This window comes from Sphaerisporangium sp. NBC_01403, assembly GCF_045040145.1.
GTDB lineage: Bacteria > Actinomycetota > Actinomycetes > Streptosporangiales > Streptosporangiaceae > Sphaerisporangium > Sphaerisporangium viridialbum.
In genome coordinates, this window is sequence record NZ_CP109534.1 from 1,998,399 (window position 1) to 2,014,118 (window position 15,720).

Consider the following 15,720-nt stretch of genomic DNA (forward strand, 5'->3'; position numbering starts at 1 on the left):
ATGCCGGAGCTGGCGGCGGACATCACGCCCGAGGAGCTCGAGAAGGACGTCCGGGACGAACTGCGCTCCCTCCCGAACGACCTCGCGAGTCTGATCGCCTGCCACCTCGTGGCGGCCGAGCGTGCCCTGGGTGAGGAGGACGCGGCGCTCGCCTACGAGCACGCCAAGGTCGCCCGGCGGTTCGCCGCGCGCATCGGAGTCGTCCGCGAGGCCGTCGGCCTGGCCGCGTACCGTGCGGGGCACTACGCCGAGGCACTCAGCGACCTGCGGGCCGCGCGCAGGATGACCGGGTCGGATGAGTTCCTGCCCATCATGGCCGACTGCGAGCGCGGCCTCGGGCGTCCGGAGCGCGCGCTCGACCTGGTGCGTTCGCGCGAGGCCGAGCGGCTTGACCGGGCGGGCCGCATCGAGCTGGCCATCGTCGAGTCGGGCGCCCGGCGCGATCTCGGGCAGCACGACGCCGCGGTGATCACGCTGCAGCGGGTGCCGGAGCTGCGTAACCAGGAGCCGCACCCGTGGTCGGCTCGCCTGGCGTACGCCTACGCCGACGCGCTGGCGGAGGCTGGGCACGAAGGCGCGGCCACCGACTGGTTCGAGCGCGCCATGATGTTCGACGAGGGCGGCGAGACCGAGGCGGCCGAGCGCTACGCGGAGCTCACCGGTGCGGTCATCGAGGACATCGAGGACGAGGACGACGAGAACGTCGCGTTGGACCTGGACGCGGACGACGAGAACGTCGCCTTCGACCTGGACGCGGACGCGGACGTCGCCTCTGACCTGGACGCGGACGTCGCCTCTGATTTGGACGAGGACGACCGTGACGCGGAAGCGACGGACACGGAGGCCCGGCAGCGCGGTGAGAAGCCCGCGGCCGACGCTTCCGGCCTGGCCGACGAGGATTCCGAAGATGACTTCGCGGATGACTCCGTAGCCGACGATCTGGAGCTGGTCGGTGCGAAGCCGGCGGCCCATGGTCCCGAGTCGGCCCGCGAGGAGCCGGGTACGGCGGCTGACGAGCCGGGTACGGCGGTCGCATCGGACAAGGGGAACAAGGCGGGCGAGCGCGACGCGGTCGGCGGCGATCTCCTCGACAGCCCGGAGGCGGAGCCGGTGGAGGTCCCGGACGACTCCCTCGAGCGGTCCGTCATCGACGGGCCCGGAGTGGTCCCCGGCAAGCCCGAGACCGATCCGGCGGTACGTGACGCTGCCGCCGGCACCTCTGCGGCGGAGGCGGCGAAGCCCGAGCTGAAGACCACGCGACTGGAGGTCGGGATGGCCCCGGCGTTCATCGAGCCGGACTTCGGTGTTTCGGCGGGGGCGGTTCCTGGGGATGTTCTCGACGACGAGGACGACGCCGACGGCGAGCAGCCGGGCAGCCGCAAAGCCTGAAGCGTGAGCTGACGAGGGGTGGTGGGCGCCGCCATACGTGAAGGCGTGCGGCGCCCGCCACCCATCGTTCCCACGCCGGGGTGATCCTATGCACGCTCGTACGGATTCGTCCCCCGCGTGGGCGCTCTATGCGCCGTCAGGCTTGGCGTTGTCGAGCCAGTGCATGATCCCCGCCACGTTCGACGGCGCACCGCTGAGCATCTCGAAGCGTTCCGACGTCTCGTCGTTCTCCGAGGCCAGCGCGGTGTAGCGCTCGCGGGTCTTCTCGCGCACCATCGCCACCGCGTGGTCGAGGTCCATGCCCTCCGAGTGCGCCTGCCGGGTCAGGTCGACCCAGACGCGGAGCTCGTCGGCTGAGCGTTCGAGAGTCGTGACGACGTCGGCGACGGGCCCGTAGTGGCTGAACAGCAGCCGCTGGGGGCCGAGAGCGCCGAACAGCGCCACGGAGTCGAGGGCCGTCTGGAGGTCGAAGTCCGGCGGCGGGGTCGCGGGACGCAGGTCGCCGGTCTCCGGGAGGTACACCCCGGCCGCGTCCCCCACGTAGAGGTCACCGGTGGCCGAGTCGAGCAGGCCGACGTGGTGCTTGGCGTGGCCGGGGGAGTAGTGGCTGGAGAGCATGCGGCCGCCGCCGAGGTCGACCGAGCCGGTGTCGCCCAGTGCTCGGATGCGCGCCGCCTCGGTCGGGGTCAGCGAACCGAACAGGGTGTCCAGCTTGTCGCCCCACACCATGCGCGCGCTGGCCATGAGGCGTGAGGGGTCGGCGAGGTGCCGCGCGCCCTTCTCGTGCACCACGATCTCCGCGGACGGGTAGAGGCCGGCGATGTCGCCGACGCCTCCGGCGTGGTCCAGGTGGATGTGCGTGACCACCACCGTGGCCAGATCATCGGGGCCTACTCCCAGCGAGGTGAGAGCGTCGCGGACGATCGGAGCGGACGTGGAGGTGCCCGTCTCGACGAGACAGGGCCGGTCGCCGAGGATCAGGTAGCCCGCGGTGATCCCGGAGTAGCCGGCCATCCGCGTGTCGATCTCGTAGACGTCGCCGCCGAGCGGTGTGACGTTGTCCACAGGTCACTCCCTTGCTCCGTGGGTTCGAACCCGTTCCCTGAGCTCGAACCGTGTTCGCTGACGAGCGTAAGGCACCGGCGCCCGTACCGGCCGGTGCCGATCTACACGGTGCCAGGAAGCGGGGGTATTTGCCGTCAGGCCATCTTGACGTCAGGGTGGCTTGACGAAATACTCGAACCATGTCTGATCCCGACGAGCTTGAGCACCGGTTCACACTGCTGACCGCGGTCGCGCGCTATGACGCGCTGCGTGCGCGTGACGCACTGGCGTCGCCGGCCGATGAGGACGACCTGGCACTCGCACCCGACCCCGGCGCGCAGCCCCTGACACGGGCCGAGGCGCTGGAGCTTCTGGCGCTGGGTGAGGTGATCGCGCGGAAGGCGGGCTACGGACGCCAGCTCTCCGTACGCTCCGCCCGCCAGGCCGGAGCTTCGTGGTCGCAGATCGGCGCCGCCCTTGGCACCAGCAAGCAGGCGGCCTGGGAGGCCCACAGCCGATGGATCGACGAACAGTCCAAGGAGCACCGGGATGACGGCTTCTGGGGCTGGGATGAGAGCGAACTGGCGGCCGCGCGCAGGCTCGTAGGCCACCCCGGCCCAGACCCCGAAGGCGAGGACGCGGGATGAGCGAGCGCGCCGAGACGGCCGTCCGCCCGTTCGTCCTCGACATCCCGCAGGACGACCTGGACGACCTGGCCGGCCGCCTCGCCGCGACCAGATGGCCGGATGAGCCGGCCGGTGCCGGCTGGTCCCAGGGCGTGCCGGTGACCTATCTCAAGGAGCTGGCCGCCTACTGGCGCACCGGCTACGACTGGCGGGAGCACGAGGCGCATCTCAACCGGTTCCCGCAGTTCACGACCACGATCGACAACGCCAAAGTCCACTTCCTGCACGTCCCTTCCGCCCAGGCGGACGCGCTGCCACTGCTGATCACCCACGGCTGGCCGGGGTCCGTCGTGGAGTTCATCGACGTCATCGGGCCCCTGACCGACCCCCTGGCTCACGGTGGCGACCCGGCCGACGCCTTCCACCTGGTGATCCCCTCCATCCCGGGATTCGGACTGTCCGGGCCGACCCGGGAAGGGGGCTGGGATGTGCACCGGGTCGCCAGGGCCTGGGCCGAGCTGATGCGGCGCCTCGGTTACGACCGTTACGGCGCGCAAGGCGGCGACTGGGGCCACGCGATCACCCGGGAGCTGGCCGCCATCGACACCGGTCATGTCGTAGGAGTCCACCTCAACACCCTGCTGACGCCGCCTCCCAGTGACCCTGCCGAGGCCGCTGGGCTCACCGATGACGACAGGGCACGGCTCGACCGGCTGGTCAGTGCCGAACCTGAGATGTCGGGCTACGCGAAGATCCAGGGCACCCGGCCGCAGACGCTGGCCTACGCGCTCACCGACTCCCCGGTGGGCCAGCTCGCCTGGGTCGTCGAGAAGTTCAAGGAGTGGACCGACCGCGCCGACGTGCCGGAGGACGCCGTCTCCCGCGACCGGCTCCTGACCAATGTGATGCTCTACTGGCTCACCGCGACCGCCGGGTCGTCGGCCCGCCACTACTGGGAGGCCTTCCACCCCGCAAGGCCTCCGCGCACCGAGCCGCTGGCGACGCCCACCGGGGTGGCGGTCTTCGCCGCCGACCTGGCCCGCCCTGTCCGGCGGCTCGCCGAGCGCGGCCACAATATCGTCCACTGGTCGGAGTTCGACCGAGGCGGCCACTTCGCGGCGATGGAAGAGCCCGATCTGTTCACCGCCGATGTGCGCGCGTTCTTCCGCCGGTTCCGCTGACGGGCTCCGTCGCGAGCCCGCTGTCCACAGAACGGCGCTCGGGTCTTTGGGGGGCCGGGGCGCCGTCTGAGGATGGTCCCGTTCACAGAGCTGGACGCACGAACCCGGAGGGGGATCGACATGCACCGCAACGAGGTGACGCTGGTCGGGCGGTTGTCCAGGGCGCCGAGGGGCAAGGAGTTGCCGAGCGGCGACCTGATGACGATGTGGGGCCTTGCGGTGCGCCGGCCGCCCGGCCACGCGAGCGGCAAGAAAGCCGACGGCATCGCCTGCGTCACGTTCGATCCCGAGATAAGCGCCCGCGTGGCCGAGTGGCGCGTCGACGACGTGGTCAGCGTCGAGGGCGCGCTGCACCAGCGATACCGGGGCGGATCAAGCGGAGGCACCAGCACCTACGAGGTCGAGGTGCACCGGGCCGCCAGGCTTGAGTCGCGGCGCCCGTCCAGGCTTGAGTCGCGCCGGTTCCAGGGCGGCGACAAGCCGGTCGGGCAGCCTGAAAAGGCCGCCGGACCACTCGAAAGAGGGCCCGAGCGGTCCGATATCGCCTCATACCAGCTCGCGACCGCTCCCGACCTTCTCGTCCCAGACCTTTGCGTCCCAGCCCAGCTCGTCTCAGCCCAGCTCGTCTCAGCCCAGCTCGTCTCAGCCCAGCTCGTGCCAGCCCAGCTCGTCCCAGACCAGCTCGCGCCAGGTTCGCCCGGGCCCGAGCACTTGGAACGCCAGGGTTCCGTGGCGGGCGGGTCAGCCGGTCGCGAAGGTGCGGAGGATCAGGCCGGTGCGGGGCTTGGGGCCGAATGAGGTGGACTTGCGGGGCACCCGCTCGCCCTCGGCGGCTATGGCGAGCACGTCCTCGACGTTCAGCGGCCGTACGATCACGGCGGTGCCCGACTCGCGGCGGGCCATCCTGACGGCGATCGCGGGGTCGTGGTGCACGATGAGCACCGACCGCTCGTCGTCCTGGATGCCCCAGACCTTGGGCAGGAGGAATTCCGACAGCACCGAGGTCACCAGCGACTTCCACCGCGCCGATCGCGCCGCGGGCATCGCGTGCTCGACCTGTACGGGGTCCGGGTCGGTCAGCAGGTGGCTCGGCCCGTTCCCGGCCAGCACGAACGCCGGGCCGGTAGCCGAGGCCAGGGCCTCCAGCGCCTCCTCCACGTGGGCGAAGTCGTGCACCTGCCAGGCGCCCTTGGCGCGCGCCGCCGCCTCCTGCAGGGGAAGTCCGGGGATCACCCGGTGGATCGCCTTGAGGTCGGGCGGGTAGGCCGTCGAGTCGACGAGGAGGGCGAGCCCGAAGTCCCAGGGGCCAGGTCCGCGTCCCTCGGCGTGGTACTCCCTCTGGAGGGCGAGGTAGGTGGCGTACCGATGGTGGCCGTCGGCGATGAGCGCCTGGCGGCCGTACAGCTCGGCCGCCACGCCGTCGAGCTCCTCCTGGTCGGTGAGGGCCCACAGGCGGTGGGCGATGCCGTCGTCCGTCAGCACGTCGACCGCAGGGCGCCGGGTCGTGGTCACGTCGGCGATCAGGCGGGAGGTGAAGCCGCCGTCGCCGTCGTAGAGCAGGAAGATGGGCTCCAGATTGCTCTCGGTCGTCCGCATGAGCGCGAGACGGTCGGCGACCGTGCCGGGCATGACGTTCTCGTGGGGCAGCACGATGCGCTTGCCGGGGTCGGAGAGGCCAAGGTCTCCGATCAGGCCGCGCAGCAGGACACCGGGGCCGCTCTGCTCGTACACGTAAAGCGCGGGGAGATCATCGGTGGCGAGGACGCCGGAGGCGAGCCATGACAACATCGTCTCGCGGGCCTCGGCGTAGCGGTGCTGGTCGGAACCGGGAAGGATCAGCCGCACCACGTTGTTGGGGTGAGCGTCCAGGAGAGTCTGGACGTCTTCCCGCGAGATGAGGTCGTACGGTGGGGAGGTGACTGCCGCCAGATCGTCGACTGCGAAGCGCACACCGCGGAACGGGCGCAGCACCAGTCCGTCAGGCGACGGCAGTTCAGGAATGGCCATACCGGGCATGGTGCCATAAAGGCCTGAGTCGCTTAGAGACAGCCCCGACGTCTTAGCGCTGCCCGGCTCGTCAGGAAGCCGGGATTGACTTGTCGTCAGAAGGAGGCCTCGAAACATGACGCAGGGACCAAGCGGCCAGTCCGATTCCCCCGACTACGAGCGCAGCGCTCCCACCGGTGATGTCTATGAATGGTTTCAACGCGGGGTCAAGCTGCTGAAGGACGGCAGCCCGGCCGCGGCGGCGGCGATTCTCGCGCGGGCCGCCGACGCCGAGCCCGACTCGCGCAGCATCCGGGAGGCCCTGGCCAGGGCGCAGTTCAATTCTCGCCGTTACGAGGAGGCCGCCGACAGTTTCCGGTGGATCGTCGCGGCCAATCCGACCGAGGATTACGCCTATTTCGGGCTGGGCATGGCGCTGTGGCGCACCGGGGACATGGAGGCCGCGGAGGAGCCCCTGACCATCGCCGTGGCGATGCGGCCTGATCTGCGGGACTATGTCGCGGCGCTGAAGCAGGTAAAGGCGACCTTGCGCGCGAGGCAGATCTGATCCGCCTTGTACCGCGAGTCGTCAAATTTCGCTTTTATCGGAAATAGTGGGTGCATGGAGACCGCACTGATCGACCGTTACGACACCCTGTTGCTCGACCTGGACGGGGTCGTCTACCTCGGGCGCGAGGCGGTGAAGGGCGCTCCGGAGGCGCTCACCCGCGCTCACGGCACCGGCGTGCGGCTCGCCTACGTCACCAACAACGCCTCACGAACCCCCGCCGCCATCGCCGAGCATCTTGTCGCCCTCGGCGTGCCCGCGACGCCCGAGGACGTCGTGACCTCCGCCCAGGCCGCCGCCCGGCTCATCGCCGAGCGGGTGCCGCCCGGTTCCCCGGTCCTGGTGGTCGGGGGCATGGGCCTGCGCTGCGCCGTACGGGCACAGGGGCTGCGCCCGGTGACGACGGCCGCGGACTCCCCGGCGGCCGTCGTGGAGGGGATCTCGCCCGACCTGTCGTATGCCCTGCTGAGCGAGGGCGCGCTCGCCGTCCGGCAGGGAGCCTGGTTCGTCGCGGCCAATGGGGACACGACCATGCCGACCAACCGCGGCGTGCTGCCCGGCAACGGGGCGATGACCCGCGTGATCGCGACCGCCACGGGCGTGGAGCCCGTCTCGGCGGGCAAGCCCGAGCCGCCGCTGCACAGGGAGTCCATGCTCCGCACGGGGGCCGAGCGGCCCCTCATCGTGGGAGACCGGCTCGACACCGACGTGGAGGCGGCCACGCGGGCGGGGGTCGACAGCCTGCTCGTGCTGAGCGGGGTGACCGGCCCGCTCGACCTGCTCACCGCACCGCCCGAGCACCGCCCCACCTACATCGCCGCGGACGTGTCCGCCGTCCACGAGCCGCCCGCGCCGGTCGAGCGGAGCGGGGACGAATGGTCCAGGGGTGGGTGGACCGCTCGCTGGGAGGGCCGAGGCCTGCGCCTGGACGGCGGCGGTGACCCTCTGGACGGCCTCCGCGTGGCGTGCGCCGCCGCATGGGCCCACGCCGGCGACGGGTGCGCGGACGAGGACGGGCTCAAGCAGGCCCTGGAGGCACTGAAGCTCTGAGTGCGCCGATGGGCCGATGGAGGGCACCGGTGGAGGGTCCCAGCCTGGAAGGGCGGCCGGCTACGAAGGGGCTCAGAGGAGTTTGCGCAGGCGCAGCAGGTCTCCCAGACTGGCGTCGATCTTCACGCGCCCGCTGAACAGCGCCCGGCCCATGTCGAGCTCGCCGTTCACCATCGAGAGCAGGTCGTCGCTGGAGACGCGGATGCGCACCTCGGCGGGGCGCCCGTCGGCCGGGGGGACCTCGCTGAACGGTTCGAGGCCGTCGTGGTCGATCCTGCCGTAGAACGTCACGTCAAGGTCGGTGATCCGGCAGCTGATGCTCCTGTTCACCGCGTGCTTCGAACGAGTCGCCTGATCAAGCTCGCCGAACTGCTCGGCAAGCTTGTCCAGAGCCTTCCGGCACTCGTCGACGGTCGCCATGCGTCGTATCCCCTCTCATCCGCCGAAGCTCCTCTGACCTACGGAAGGTAGCGTTTCACTTGAGTACTACGCGAAATCCGGCGCGCGGGCGCGACCTGGGAGAGAAGAGCATCGCACGGGTGACAGCTTCGGATACGGTCAGGGTCTACGGCCATCGCGTAGGCGGCGGTCACCTGGCGCGCGATCACACCATCATGGCCGCGATCGAAGCCGTGACCAAGGGCGACACCGCGACTCCGCGGTACACGGCGGCGATGCGCCGTCATGACGACGACGCAGGCGGGTGGAAAGAGCGGATGACGGAGAGCGGCGAGGTCCGGGTGACGGCTGCCCTGGCCCGGCTGAGCGGCCTCGGCGACCTTCCCGTGCGGGAGCACGTCGCGGTGTTCGAGGAAGTGCTGAGCGGTCTGGAGGCGACCCTCGCCTCGGTGGGCGACGCGTCCGCCGTCCCGGGGGACGGCCGCCGGTGAGAGACCGTCGGCACGAGATCTCGCGGCGAGTCACGAGGCGGGCACGTTGAGCCGGCGCGTCCGTCTCGACAGCGAGCTGGTACGGCGCGGCCTGGCACGCTCCCGAGAGCAGGCCGCCGACCTCATCGTCGGCGGCAGGGTCAGCGTCGGCGGCCGCACGGCGGCGAAGGCGGCGACCCAGGTCGACACGGCCTCGGCCATCGTGGTCGCCGAGGCCGCCGAGGGCCCCGACTACGTCTCGCGCGGGGCCCACAAGCTGCTCGGCGCGATCGAGGCGTTCGGGCCGTGCGGCCTGGTCGTCGAGGGGCGCCGCTGCCTGGACGCGGGCGCCTCGACCGGCGGGTTCACCGACGTGCTGCTGCGCGCCGGCGTGGCCCACGTCCTCGCCGTCGACGTCGGGTACGGCCAGCTCGCCTGGTCGCTGCGCACCGACGAGCGGGTCACGGTGATGGAGCGGGTCAACGTCCGCGATCTCACCCCCGAGATGGTGGGCGAGCCGCCCTCCCTGGTGGTCGGCGACCTGTCGTTCATCTCCCTGCGCCTGGTGCTGCCCGCGCTCGCCGCCTGCGCGGCTCCCGAGGCCGACTTCGTGATGCTGGTCAAGCCGCAGTTCGAGGTGGGCAAGGAGCGCGTGGGCGCCGGTGGCGTCGTCCGCGACCCTGTGCTGCGCGCCGGGGCCGTCCGTGACGTCGCGCGGGCGGCGTCCGCGCTCGGCCTGGTGGTGCGCGGGGTGACGGCGAGCCCGCTGCCCGGCCCTTCGGGCAACGTCGAGTACCTCATCTGGCTCGGGAAGGGCCCCGGGCCAGGCTCGGTGGCCGATCTCGACGCCGAGATCGAGCGTGCCGTCACGGAAGGTCCCCAGTAGTGCCCGCCGGACGAGCGGAGTGGACCATGGATAGCGCGAAGCGCACGGTGCTGATCACCGCCCACACCGGGCGCGAGCCCGCGGTCGACAGCGCGCGGCTGGTGATCCAGCGGTTCCTGGAGGCGGGCTTCATGGTCCGGGTCATGGAGCCGGAGGCCGAGGAGATCGGCGTCCCGGGTGTCGACGTCGTGCCGGCGAGCTCCGCCGCCGCGGAGGACGCCGAGGTGCTGATGGTGCTGGGCGGTGACGGCACGCTGCTGCGGGCCGCCGAGCTGGCCCGGCCCGCCCGCACCCCCCTGCTCGGGGTCAACCTCGGCCACGTGGGCTTCCTCGCGGAGGCCGAGATGGCCGACCTCGCCGAGGCCGTCGACCGCGTCGTGACCGGCCGGTACACCGTCGAGGAGCGCATGACCATCGACGTGCGGGTCCGGGCCAACGGCGAGACGCTGGCCACCACCTGGGCCCTGAACGAGGCGAGCGTCGAGAAGCGCGACCGCATGCTGGAGGTCGTCGCCGAGATCGACGGCCGGCCGCTGTCCCGGTGGGGATGCGACGGGGTGATATGCGCCACTCCCACGGGTTCGACGGCCTACGCGTTCTCCGCGGGCGGGCCGGTGGTCTGGCCCGAGGTCGAGGCGCTGCTGCTGGTGCCCAACAGTGCCCACGCGCTCTTCGCGCGCCCCCTGGTGGTCTCCCCGAGGTCGACGATCGCCATGGAGCTCCTGCCGGGCACGCCGGGCGGCGTCCTGTGGTGCGACGGCCGCCGGCGCTTCGACCTCCCGCCGGGCGTGCGGGTCGAGATGCGGCGCGCCGACCTTCCCGTACTGCTGGCGCGGCTGCACGACGCCGACACGACCGGGGCCCCCTTCACCGACCGGCTCGTCGCCAAGTTCGACCTTCCCGTCCAGGGGTGGCGCGGGCGCGTCCGCCCCTAGCCGGGAGAGCCGCGCGGCCTCGGCCGAGGCGCGCGAACGACCCCGTCCGGGGCGTTGGCGACCCCAGTCATCGAAAACCTTGGCGATTTCCGCGTAGGATCGACCCGCACGGAGAGGTGACCGAGCCAAGCCCCACACGGTCCGGCGAGGTGTGCCCGATCGGAGGCGGCGCGGCGAAACGGCGGGAGGGACCCAGTGCGGCCACGGGTCGATGAGGTCCGGATCAAAGGGCTCGGGGTGATCGATGAGGCTGTTCTGAAGCTCTCATCGGGTCTCACCGTCGTCACGGGCGAGACGGGCGCGGGCAAGACGATGGTCGTGACCGGGCTCGGCCTGCTGTTCGGCGGCAGGGCCGACCCCGCGCGTGTCCGTCCGGGCGCCGAGCGCGCCACGGTCGAGGGCACGCTGGTCGTCGAGGCCCAAGGCCGCGTCGCCCAGCAGGTGGAGGACGCCGGCGGCGCCATCGAGGACGGCGAGCTCATCATCTCGAGGACGATCTCCGCCGAGGGCCGCTCGCGCGCGTGGCTGGGCGGCAGGTCCGTCCCGGTCGGCACGCTCACCTACCTCGCGGAGGACCTCGTCGCCGTCCACGGCCAGATGGACCAGCAGCGGCTGCTCCAACCCGGCCGCCAGCGCGCGGCCCTCGACCGGTACGCCGGCGAGGAGCTCGTCAAGCCCCTGCGCGCCTACACCCAGGCGTACAAGCGCCACAAGGACGTCAGCCAGACGCTCGACGAGCTCACCACCCGGGCCCGCGAGCGGGCGCAGGAGGCCGACCACCTCCGCTTCGGCCTGGAGGAGATCGAGAAGGCCGATCCCAGGCCAGGCGAGGAGCTCGAGCTCAAGCAGGAGGAGGAGCGCCTCGCGCACGCCGACTCGCTGAAGAACGCCGCCGTCGAGGCCCACACCGCCTTGCTCGGCGACCCCATGGGCAGTCTCCAGAGCGCGCAGGACGCCGTGTCGCTGCTCGGGCAGGCGCGGTCGGCCGTCGAGGCCGTCCGGTCGTACGACGCGACGCTCTCGGCCATCGGCGACCGGCTCGCCGAGGCCGGATACCTCGTGTCCGACGTGGCCACCGAGCTCGCCGCCTACTCCGAGTCCGTCGACGCCGACCCGGCCAGGCTGGCCGCCGTGCAGGAGCGCCGCGCGGTGGTGAACGGCCTGGTCAGGAAGTACGGGGGGGACACCACGGCGGTGCTGGCCTGGGCCAGGGAGGCCGCCTCCCGGGTGGCCGAGCTGGACGGCGACGACGACCGCGTCGCCGAGCTCACCCGCGAGCACGAGGAGCTCCTCGCACGGCTCACCGAGCTCGCGGCCGAGGTCACCGGCATCCGCACGGCCGCCGCCGAGCGCTTCGGCGAGGCCGTCACCGCCGAGCTTTCCGCGCTCGCCATGCCCCACGCCAAGGTCGTCGTGGTGCTCACGCCGAGCGGCCAGTTCGGTCCCGAGGGGGCCGACGAGATCGAGCTGCGCATGATGTCCCATCCGGGAGCCCCGGCGCTGCCGCTCAACAAGGGCGCCTCAGGAGGAGAGCTCAGCCGGGTCATGCTGGCCATCGAGGTCGTCTTCGCCGGCGCCGACCCGGTGCCCACCTTCGTGTTCGACGAGGTCGACGCCGGCGTGGGCGGCAAGGCGGCGGTGGAGATCGGGCGGCGCCTCGCCCGCCTGGCCCGCACCGCCCAGGTGATCGTCGTCACCCACCTGCCGCAGGTCGCGGCCTTCGCCGACCAGCATCTGGTCGTCGAGAAGGCCAGCGACGGGCGCGTGGTCCGCAGCGGGGTCACCGCGCTCGACCCGGAGGCCCGCGCGAGGGAGCTGTCTCGCATGCTGGCCGGTCTCGAAGACTCCGAGCTCGGCCGCGCGCACGCCGAGGAGCTGCTGTCGATCGCGGCGGCGGACAAGGCGGCAAGCTGAGCTCCAGGTCCAGACGCCCCTGTTCAGGGGGTATGCGGGGGGACTGACCGGGGCCGCGGGGGCCCGTGGTCGCGCGCTCAGCGCCCGCGACCCAGCGACAGTGACAAAACAGACACGCCATGATGCGGGCACATCTTGGTCGCACGCTCTGGCAGGATGGTTCGTGATGAAGGTGCCGACCTTTAAGGTTCAGGGCCTCCGCCGCAGGAAGGTTTCAGACCTTCCCGGGGTGACGGCAGTGGCGAGGATCGATCGGCGGACCAAGAGGCTGACCAAGCGCCTCCGGCCCGGGGAAATCGCGATCATCGATCACGTCGACGTCGACCGGGTGAGCGCGGAGGCTCTTGTCGCGTGCGGTGTTTCCGTCGTGGTGAACATCGCGGCGAGCATCAGCGGGCGCTATCCCAACCTCGGCCCGCAGATCCTGGTGAACGCCGGGGTGACGCTCGTCGACGGCTCCACCCCCGAGATCTTCGACCGCGTGCGCGACGGCGACGTGGTGCGCGTCCACGAGGGCGAGATCTACCTCGACGAGGAGCTCGTCGGCAAGGGCGAGGTGGTCACGGCCGAGACCATCGAGGCCGCGATGACCGAGGCGCGGGCGGGCCTGTCGATCCAGATCGAAGACTTCGCCATGAACACCATGGAGTACATCCGCCGCGAGCGCGACCTGCTCATCGACGGCGTGGGGGTGCCCGACATCCGCACCTCCATGGAGGGCAGGCATGTCCTGGTCGTGGTGCGCGGCTACCACTACAAGGAGGACATCGCCACCCTCCGCTCCTACATCAGGGAGTACCGCCCGATCCTGATCGGCGTGGACGGCGGCGCCGACGCCCTGATGGAGGCCGGTTACCTGCCCGACCTCATCGTGGGCGACTTCGACTCGGTCTCCGAGCGCGCGCTGTGCTGCGGCGCCGAGCTGGTCGTGCACGCCTACCGCGACGGCCGCGCGCCGGGCCTCGAGCGGGTCCAGCAGCTCGGCCAGGAGGCCGTGGTCTTCCCCGCGACCGGCACCAGCGAGGACATCGCGATCCTGCTCGCCGACGACAAGGGCGCGAGCCTGATCGTGGCGGTCGGCACGCACGGCACTCTGGTGGAGTTCCTCGACAAGGGCCGGTCGGGCATGGCGAGCACCTTCCTGACCCGGCTGCGGGTCGGCGGCAAGCTCGTGGAGGCCAAGGGCGTCAGCAGGCTCTACCGCAGCCGCATCTCCATCGGCTCGCTGCTGCTGCTCGTGGCCACCGCTCTTTTCACCGTGGGCGTGGTGCTGTGGTTCTCGCCGATGGGCAAGGTCTGGCTGAACGGACTTCGGGACGCCTGGAACGGTTTCATCTTCTGGTTGGTCGGGCTCTTCTCGTGATCGATTTCCGCTATCACCTCGTCTCCATCGTCGCGATCTTCCTCGCGCTGGCCGTCGGCATCGTGCTCGGCAGCACGGTGCTGAACGCCCCGCTGGTCGCGTCCACGGAGAAGGTCACCGCGAACCTGCGCGCCAACAACAACGAGCTGCACTCGCAGCTGTCCGACCTGCAGACGCGCGGCGGGGCCGGCGACGCCTTCGTCGCCGACCGGCTCCCGCAGCTCGTGCAGGCGGCCCTGGCCGGCGAGCGCGTCGTGATCGTGGAGGCGCCCGGCGCCGACTCCAAGCTCCGCGAGCCGCTCCAGCGGGTGCTCACGGCGGCGGGGGCCGCGGTGAGCGGGCGGGTCTCGATCACCGAGAAGTTCCTCACCGCCGACCAGGCGGGGGTGATCGACCAGCTCGCGACCACGGCCAAGCCCACCGCGCTGGCCTTCCCCCCGGACGCCACCCCGTACGACAAGGCGGCGGCGGTGCTCGCCAGCGCCATCGTGACCTCCGACAAGACGCAGGCCGACAAGGAGAACCCCTCGGCCGCCGGGGTGCTCGACTCCTTCGAGAGCGGCGGCCTGGTGACCCTCGACGGCGACCCGGGCAGGCGCGCGACGCTCGCCCTCATGGTGGCCCCCGCTACCCCCTACGAGGGGGAGACCGCCGAGGCGCAGACCTCCGCCGTCGTCTCGCTGGCCGCGGGCCTGGACGACGCCGGCGAGGGCACCGTCGTGGCCGGGGTGGTGCCGACCTCGGCCGCCGCGGGCGTGATCGCGGCGGTGCGCGCAGACAGCGACGTGTCGGCGAAGGTCTCCACCGTCGACAACGTCGATATGGCCTTCGGCCGGGCCGTGGTGGTCTACTCTCTGCGAGAGCAGGTCGGCGGGGACACCGGGCAGTACGGCCTCGGCTCCGACGCCACGGCCGCCGAGCCGTCCCCCTCGCCCACGCCCAGTCCCACGGGGGCCGCGGGCGGCTGACCTGCCCCTGACGACCACGCTCCCCGGCCTCGCGCCGGGCACTTTCCGACTAAGAGGGATCTGCTGTGGCCCATCGCTCCTGGCTCGGCGCCCTGGCGGGCGCGGCCCTCGGCGCCGTCGTCGCCCGCGCGGCCTACGCCGCGTTCACCCGCCGCCCGCCGATCGGCGACGAGAAGACCTGGACGCGCACCAACCACCGCGGTGAGCCGATCACCCTGCTCGAAGGTCCCGCCTTCGTGGCCGGTGCGGGAGCCGCGGCGGTCCTCGCTCCCGGCCTGCCCGGGCGGGCGCGCGCCGCGGCCGTGCTCGCCTGCGTGGGCAGCGGCGCGCTCGGCGCGTACGACGACCTGCGCGGCGCCACCTCGTCCAAGGGCTTCAAGGGCCACCTGACGGCGCTGGCGCGCGGCGAGGTGACCAGCGGCGCGGTGAAGATCCTCGGCATCGGGGCGGCGGGCCTGGCGGCCGCCGCGCTCCTGCCCGGCGACCACAGGGGCTCCGGGGGGCGGGCCGTGGACACCCTGCTCAACGGCGCGCTGATCGCCGGGAGCGCCAACCTGGCCAACCTTTTCGACCTGCGTCCCGGCCGCGCCATCAAGGTCGGCCTGCTGACCGGTGCGCCCCTGCTCGTGGCCTCCCTGGCGAAGGGCGCCCCGGCGGGCGCCGCGCTCACCGCCGTGCCGATCGGAGCGGGGCTCGCCCTGCTGCCGGAGGATTTGGGCGAGCGGGCGATGCTCGGCGACGCGGGAGCCAACGCGCTCGGCGCCCTGCTCGGGGTGGCCGCGGTCACGGGGCTGCGGCGCCCGTCCCGCCTCGTCGTGCTCGGAACGGTCGCGGCGCTCACCGCCGCCTCCGAGAAGGTCAGCTTCACCAAGGTCATCGCCGGCAACCCGGCGCTCCACCGTCTCGACATGCTGGGCCGCCGCCCCGCATGATCCGACGGG

16 protein-coding genes are annotated in these 15,720 nt (G+C 71.9%); 13 read left to right on the top strand and 3 right to left on the bottom strand.

The window, feature by feature from the left end; genetic code table 11:
• The gene (locus OG589_RS08595; RefSeq protein ID WP_405147708.1) at positions 1–1,389 is read left to right on the top strand and encodes a hypothetical protein; all 1,389 of its coding nucleotides are present in this window, start codon (positions 1–3) and stop codon (positions 1,387–1,389) included.
• 126 nt (positions 1,390–1,515) lie between these two features.
• Here the strand turns inward: OG589_RS08595 and OG589_RS08600 are convergent, their stop codons facing one another.
• The gene (locus OG589_RS08600; RefSeq protein ID WP_405147710.1) at positions 1,516–2,454 is read right to left on the bottom strand and encodes an MBL fold metallo-hydrolase; all 939 of its coding nucleotides are present in this window, start codon (positions 2,452–2,454) and stop codon (positions 1,516–1,518) included.
• 179 nt (positions 2,455–2,633) lie between these two features.
• Here OG589_RS08600 and OG589_RS08605 point away from each other — a divergent pair, with 179 nt between their 5' ends.
• From OG589_RS08605 to OG589_RS08615, 3 genes are all read left to right on the top strand, one after another.
• Positions 2,634–3,080 (top strand): hypothetical protein, encoded by a 447-nt coding sequence (locus OG589_RS08605; protein WP_405147712.1) that lies wholly within the window; start codon positions 2,634–2,636, stop codon positions 3,078–3,080.
• Positions 3,077–4,240, top strand: coding sequence for an epoxide hydrolase family protein (locus tag OG589_RS08610; protein WP_405147713.1), 1,164 nt, complete (start codon positions 3,077–3,079; stop codon positions 4,238–4,240). Before OG589_RS08605 ends, OG589_RS08610 begins: the two co-directional genes overlap by 4 nt.
• Before the next feature lie 120 nt (positions 4,241–4,360).
• Complete coding sequence (locus OG589_RS08615) at positions 4,361–5,038, top strand: single-stranded DNA-binding protein (RefSeq protein ID WP_405147714.1); 678 nt, start codon at positions 4,361–4,363, stop codon at positions 5,036–5,038.
• Here OG589_RS08615 and OG589_RS08620 read toward each other — a convergent pair.
• Positions 4,982–6,247 carry a DUF1015 family protein gene (locus OG589_RS08620; protein ID WP_405147715.1) on the bottom strand — a complete coding sequence of 422 codons (1,266 nt, stop codon included), beginning with the start codon at positions 6,245–6,247 and terminating at the stop codon, positions 4,982–4,984. The genes OG589_RS08615 and OG589_RS08620 overlap by 57 nt on opposite strands.
• A gap of 115 nt (positions 6,248–6,362) precedes the next feature.
• Between OG589_RS08620 and OG589_RS08625 the strand changes: the two genes are divergently transcribed.
• A complete protein-coding gene (locus OG589_RS08625) occupies positions 6,363–6,794 on the top strand; it encodes a tetratricopeptide repeat protein (RefSeq protein ID WP_405147717.1) in 432 nt (143 codons plus the stop codon).
• 54 nt (positions 6,795–6,848) lie between these two features.
• Positions 6,849–7,844: an HAD-IIA family hydrolase gene (locus tag OG589_RS08630; RefSeq protein ID WP_405147719.1), complete on the top strand. Its 996-nt coding sequence runs from the start codon at positions 6,849–6,851 to the stop codon at positions 7,842–7,844.
• Between the two features lie 72 nt (positions 7,845–7,916).
• Here the strand turns inward: OG589_RS08630 and OG589_RS08635 are convergent, their stop codons facing one another.
• Positions 7,917–8,264 (bottom strand): SCP2 sterol-binding domain-containing protein, encoded by a 348-nt coding sequence (locus OG589_RS08635; protein WP_405147720.1) that lies wholly within the window; start codon positions 8,262–8,264, stop codon positions 7,917–7,919.
• Positions 8,265–8,383: 119 nt separating this feature from the next.
• Between OG589_RS08635 and OG589_RS08640 the strand changes: the two genes are divergently transcribed.
• The 7 genes from OG589_RS08640 (at position 8,384) to OG589_RS08670 (ending at position 15,711) form a co-directional block, all read left to right on the top strand.
• Entirely contained in the window at positions 8,384–8,734 is a 351-nt protein-coding gene (locus OG589_RS08640) for a hypothetical protein (RefSeq protein ID WP_405147721.1), read from the top strand.
• 46 nt (positions 8,735–8,780) lie between these two features.
• The gene (locus tag OG589_RS08645) at positions 8,781–9,599 is read left to right on the top strand and encodes a TlyA family RNA methyltransferase (RefSeq protein WP_405147723.1); all 819 of its coding nucleotides are present in this window, start codon (positions 8,781–8,783) and stop codon (positions 9,597–9,599) included.
• Between the two features lie 26 nt (positions 9,600–9,625).
• A complete protein-coding gene (locus OG589_RS08650; protein WP_405147724.1) occupies positions 9,626–10,534 on the top strand; it encodes an NAD kinase in 909 nt (302 codons plus the stop codon).
• A gap of 195 nt (positions 10,535–10,729) precedes the next feature.
• Positions 10,730–12,448: a DNA repair protein RecN gene (recN, locus tag OG589_RS08655; RefSeq protein WP_405147725.1), complete on the top strand. Its 1,719-nt coding sequence runs from the start codon at positions 10,730–10,732 to the stop codon at positions 12,446–12,448.
• A 166-nt stretch (positions 12,449–12,614) separates the two neighbouring features.
• Positions 12,615–13,811: a putative cytokinetic ring protein SteA gene (gene steA / locus OG589_RS08660; protein WP_405147727.1), complete on the top strand. Its 1,197-nt coding sequence runs from the start codon at positions 12,615–12,617 to the stop codon at positions 13,809–13,811.
• Entirely contained in the window at positions 13,808–14,779 is a 972-nt protein-coding gene (locus OG589_RS08665) for a copper transporter (RefSeq protein ID WP_405147729.1), read from the top strand. The genes steA and OG589_RS08665 overlap by 4 nt, the downstream gene beginning before the upstream one ends.
• Before the next feature lie 65 nt (positions 14,780–14,844).
• Complete coding sequence (locus tag OG589_RS08670; RefSeq protein WP_405147730.1) at positions 14,845–15,711, top strand: hypothetical protein; 867 nt, start codon at positions 14,845–14,847, stop codon at positions 15,709–15,711.
• Positions 15,712–15,720 lie beyond the last annotated feature (9 nt).

Bases quoted from the DNA above. Each gene is read 5' to 3' on its own strand.
- OG589_RS08605 (WP_405147712.1), top strand. From the start codon at position 2,634: ATGTCTGATCCCGACGAGCTTGAGCACCGGTTCACACTGCTGACCGCG.
- OG589_RS08650 (WP_405147724.1), top strand. From the start codon at position 9,626: ATGGATAGCGCGAAGCGCACGGTGCTGATCACCGCCCACACCGGGCGC.
- OG589_RS08610 (WP_405147713.1), top strand. From the start codon at position 3,077: ATGAGCGAGCGCGCCGAGACGGCCGTCCGCCCGTTCGTCCTCGACATC.
- steA (WP_405147727.1), top strand. From the start codon at position 12,615: ATGAAGGTGCCGACCTTTAAGGTTCAGGGCCTCCGCCGCAGGAAGGTT.
- OG589_RS08630 (WP_405147719.1), top strand. From the start codon at position 6,849: ATGGAGACCGCACTGATCGACCGTTACGACACCCTGTTGCTCGACCTG.
- OG589_RS08635 (WP_405147720.1), bottom strand. From the start codon at position 8,264: ATGGCGACCGTCGACGAGTGCCGGAAGGCTCTGGACAAGCTTGCCGAG.
- OG589_RS08615 (WP_405147714.1), top strand. From the start codon at position 4,361: ATGCACCGCAACGAGGTGACGCTGGTCGGGCGGTTGTCCAGGGCGCCG.
- OG589_RS08620 (WP_405147715.1), bottom strand. From the start codon at position 6,247: ATGGCCATTCCTGAACTGCCGTCGCCTGACGGACTGGTGCTGCGCCCG.
- OG589_RS08595 (WP_405147708.1), top strand. From the start codon at position 1: ATGCCGGAGCTGGCGGCGGACATCACGCCCGAGGAGCTCGAGAAGGAC.
- OG589_RS08625 (WP_405147717.1), top strand. From the start codon at position 6,363: ATGACGCAGGGACCAAGCGGCCAGTCCGATTCCCCCGACTACGAGCGC.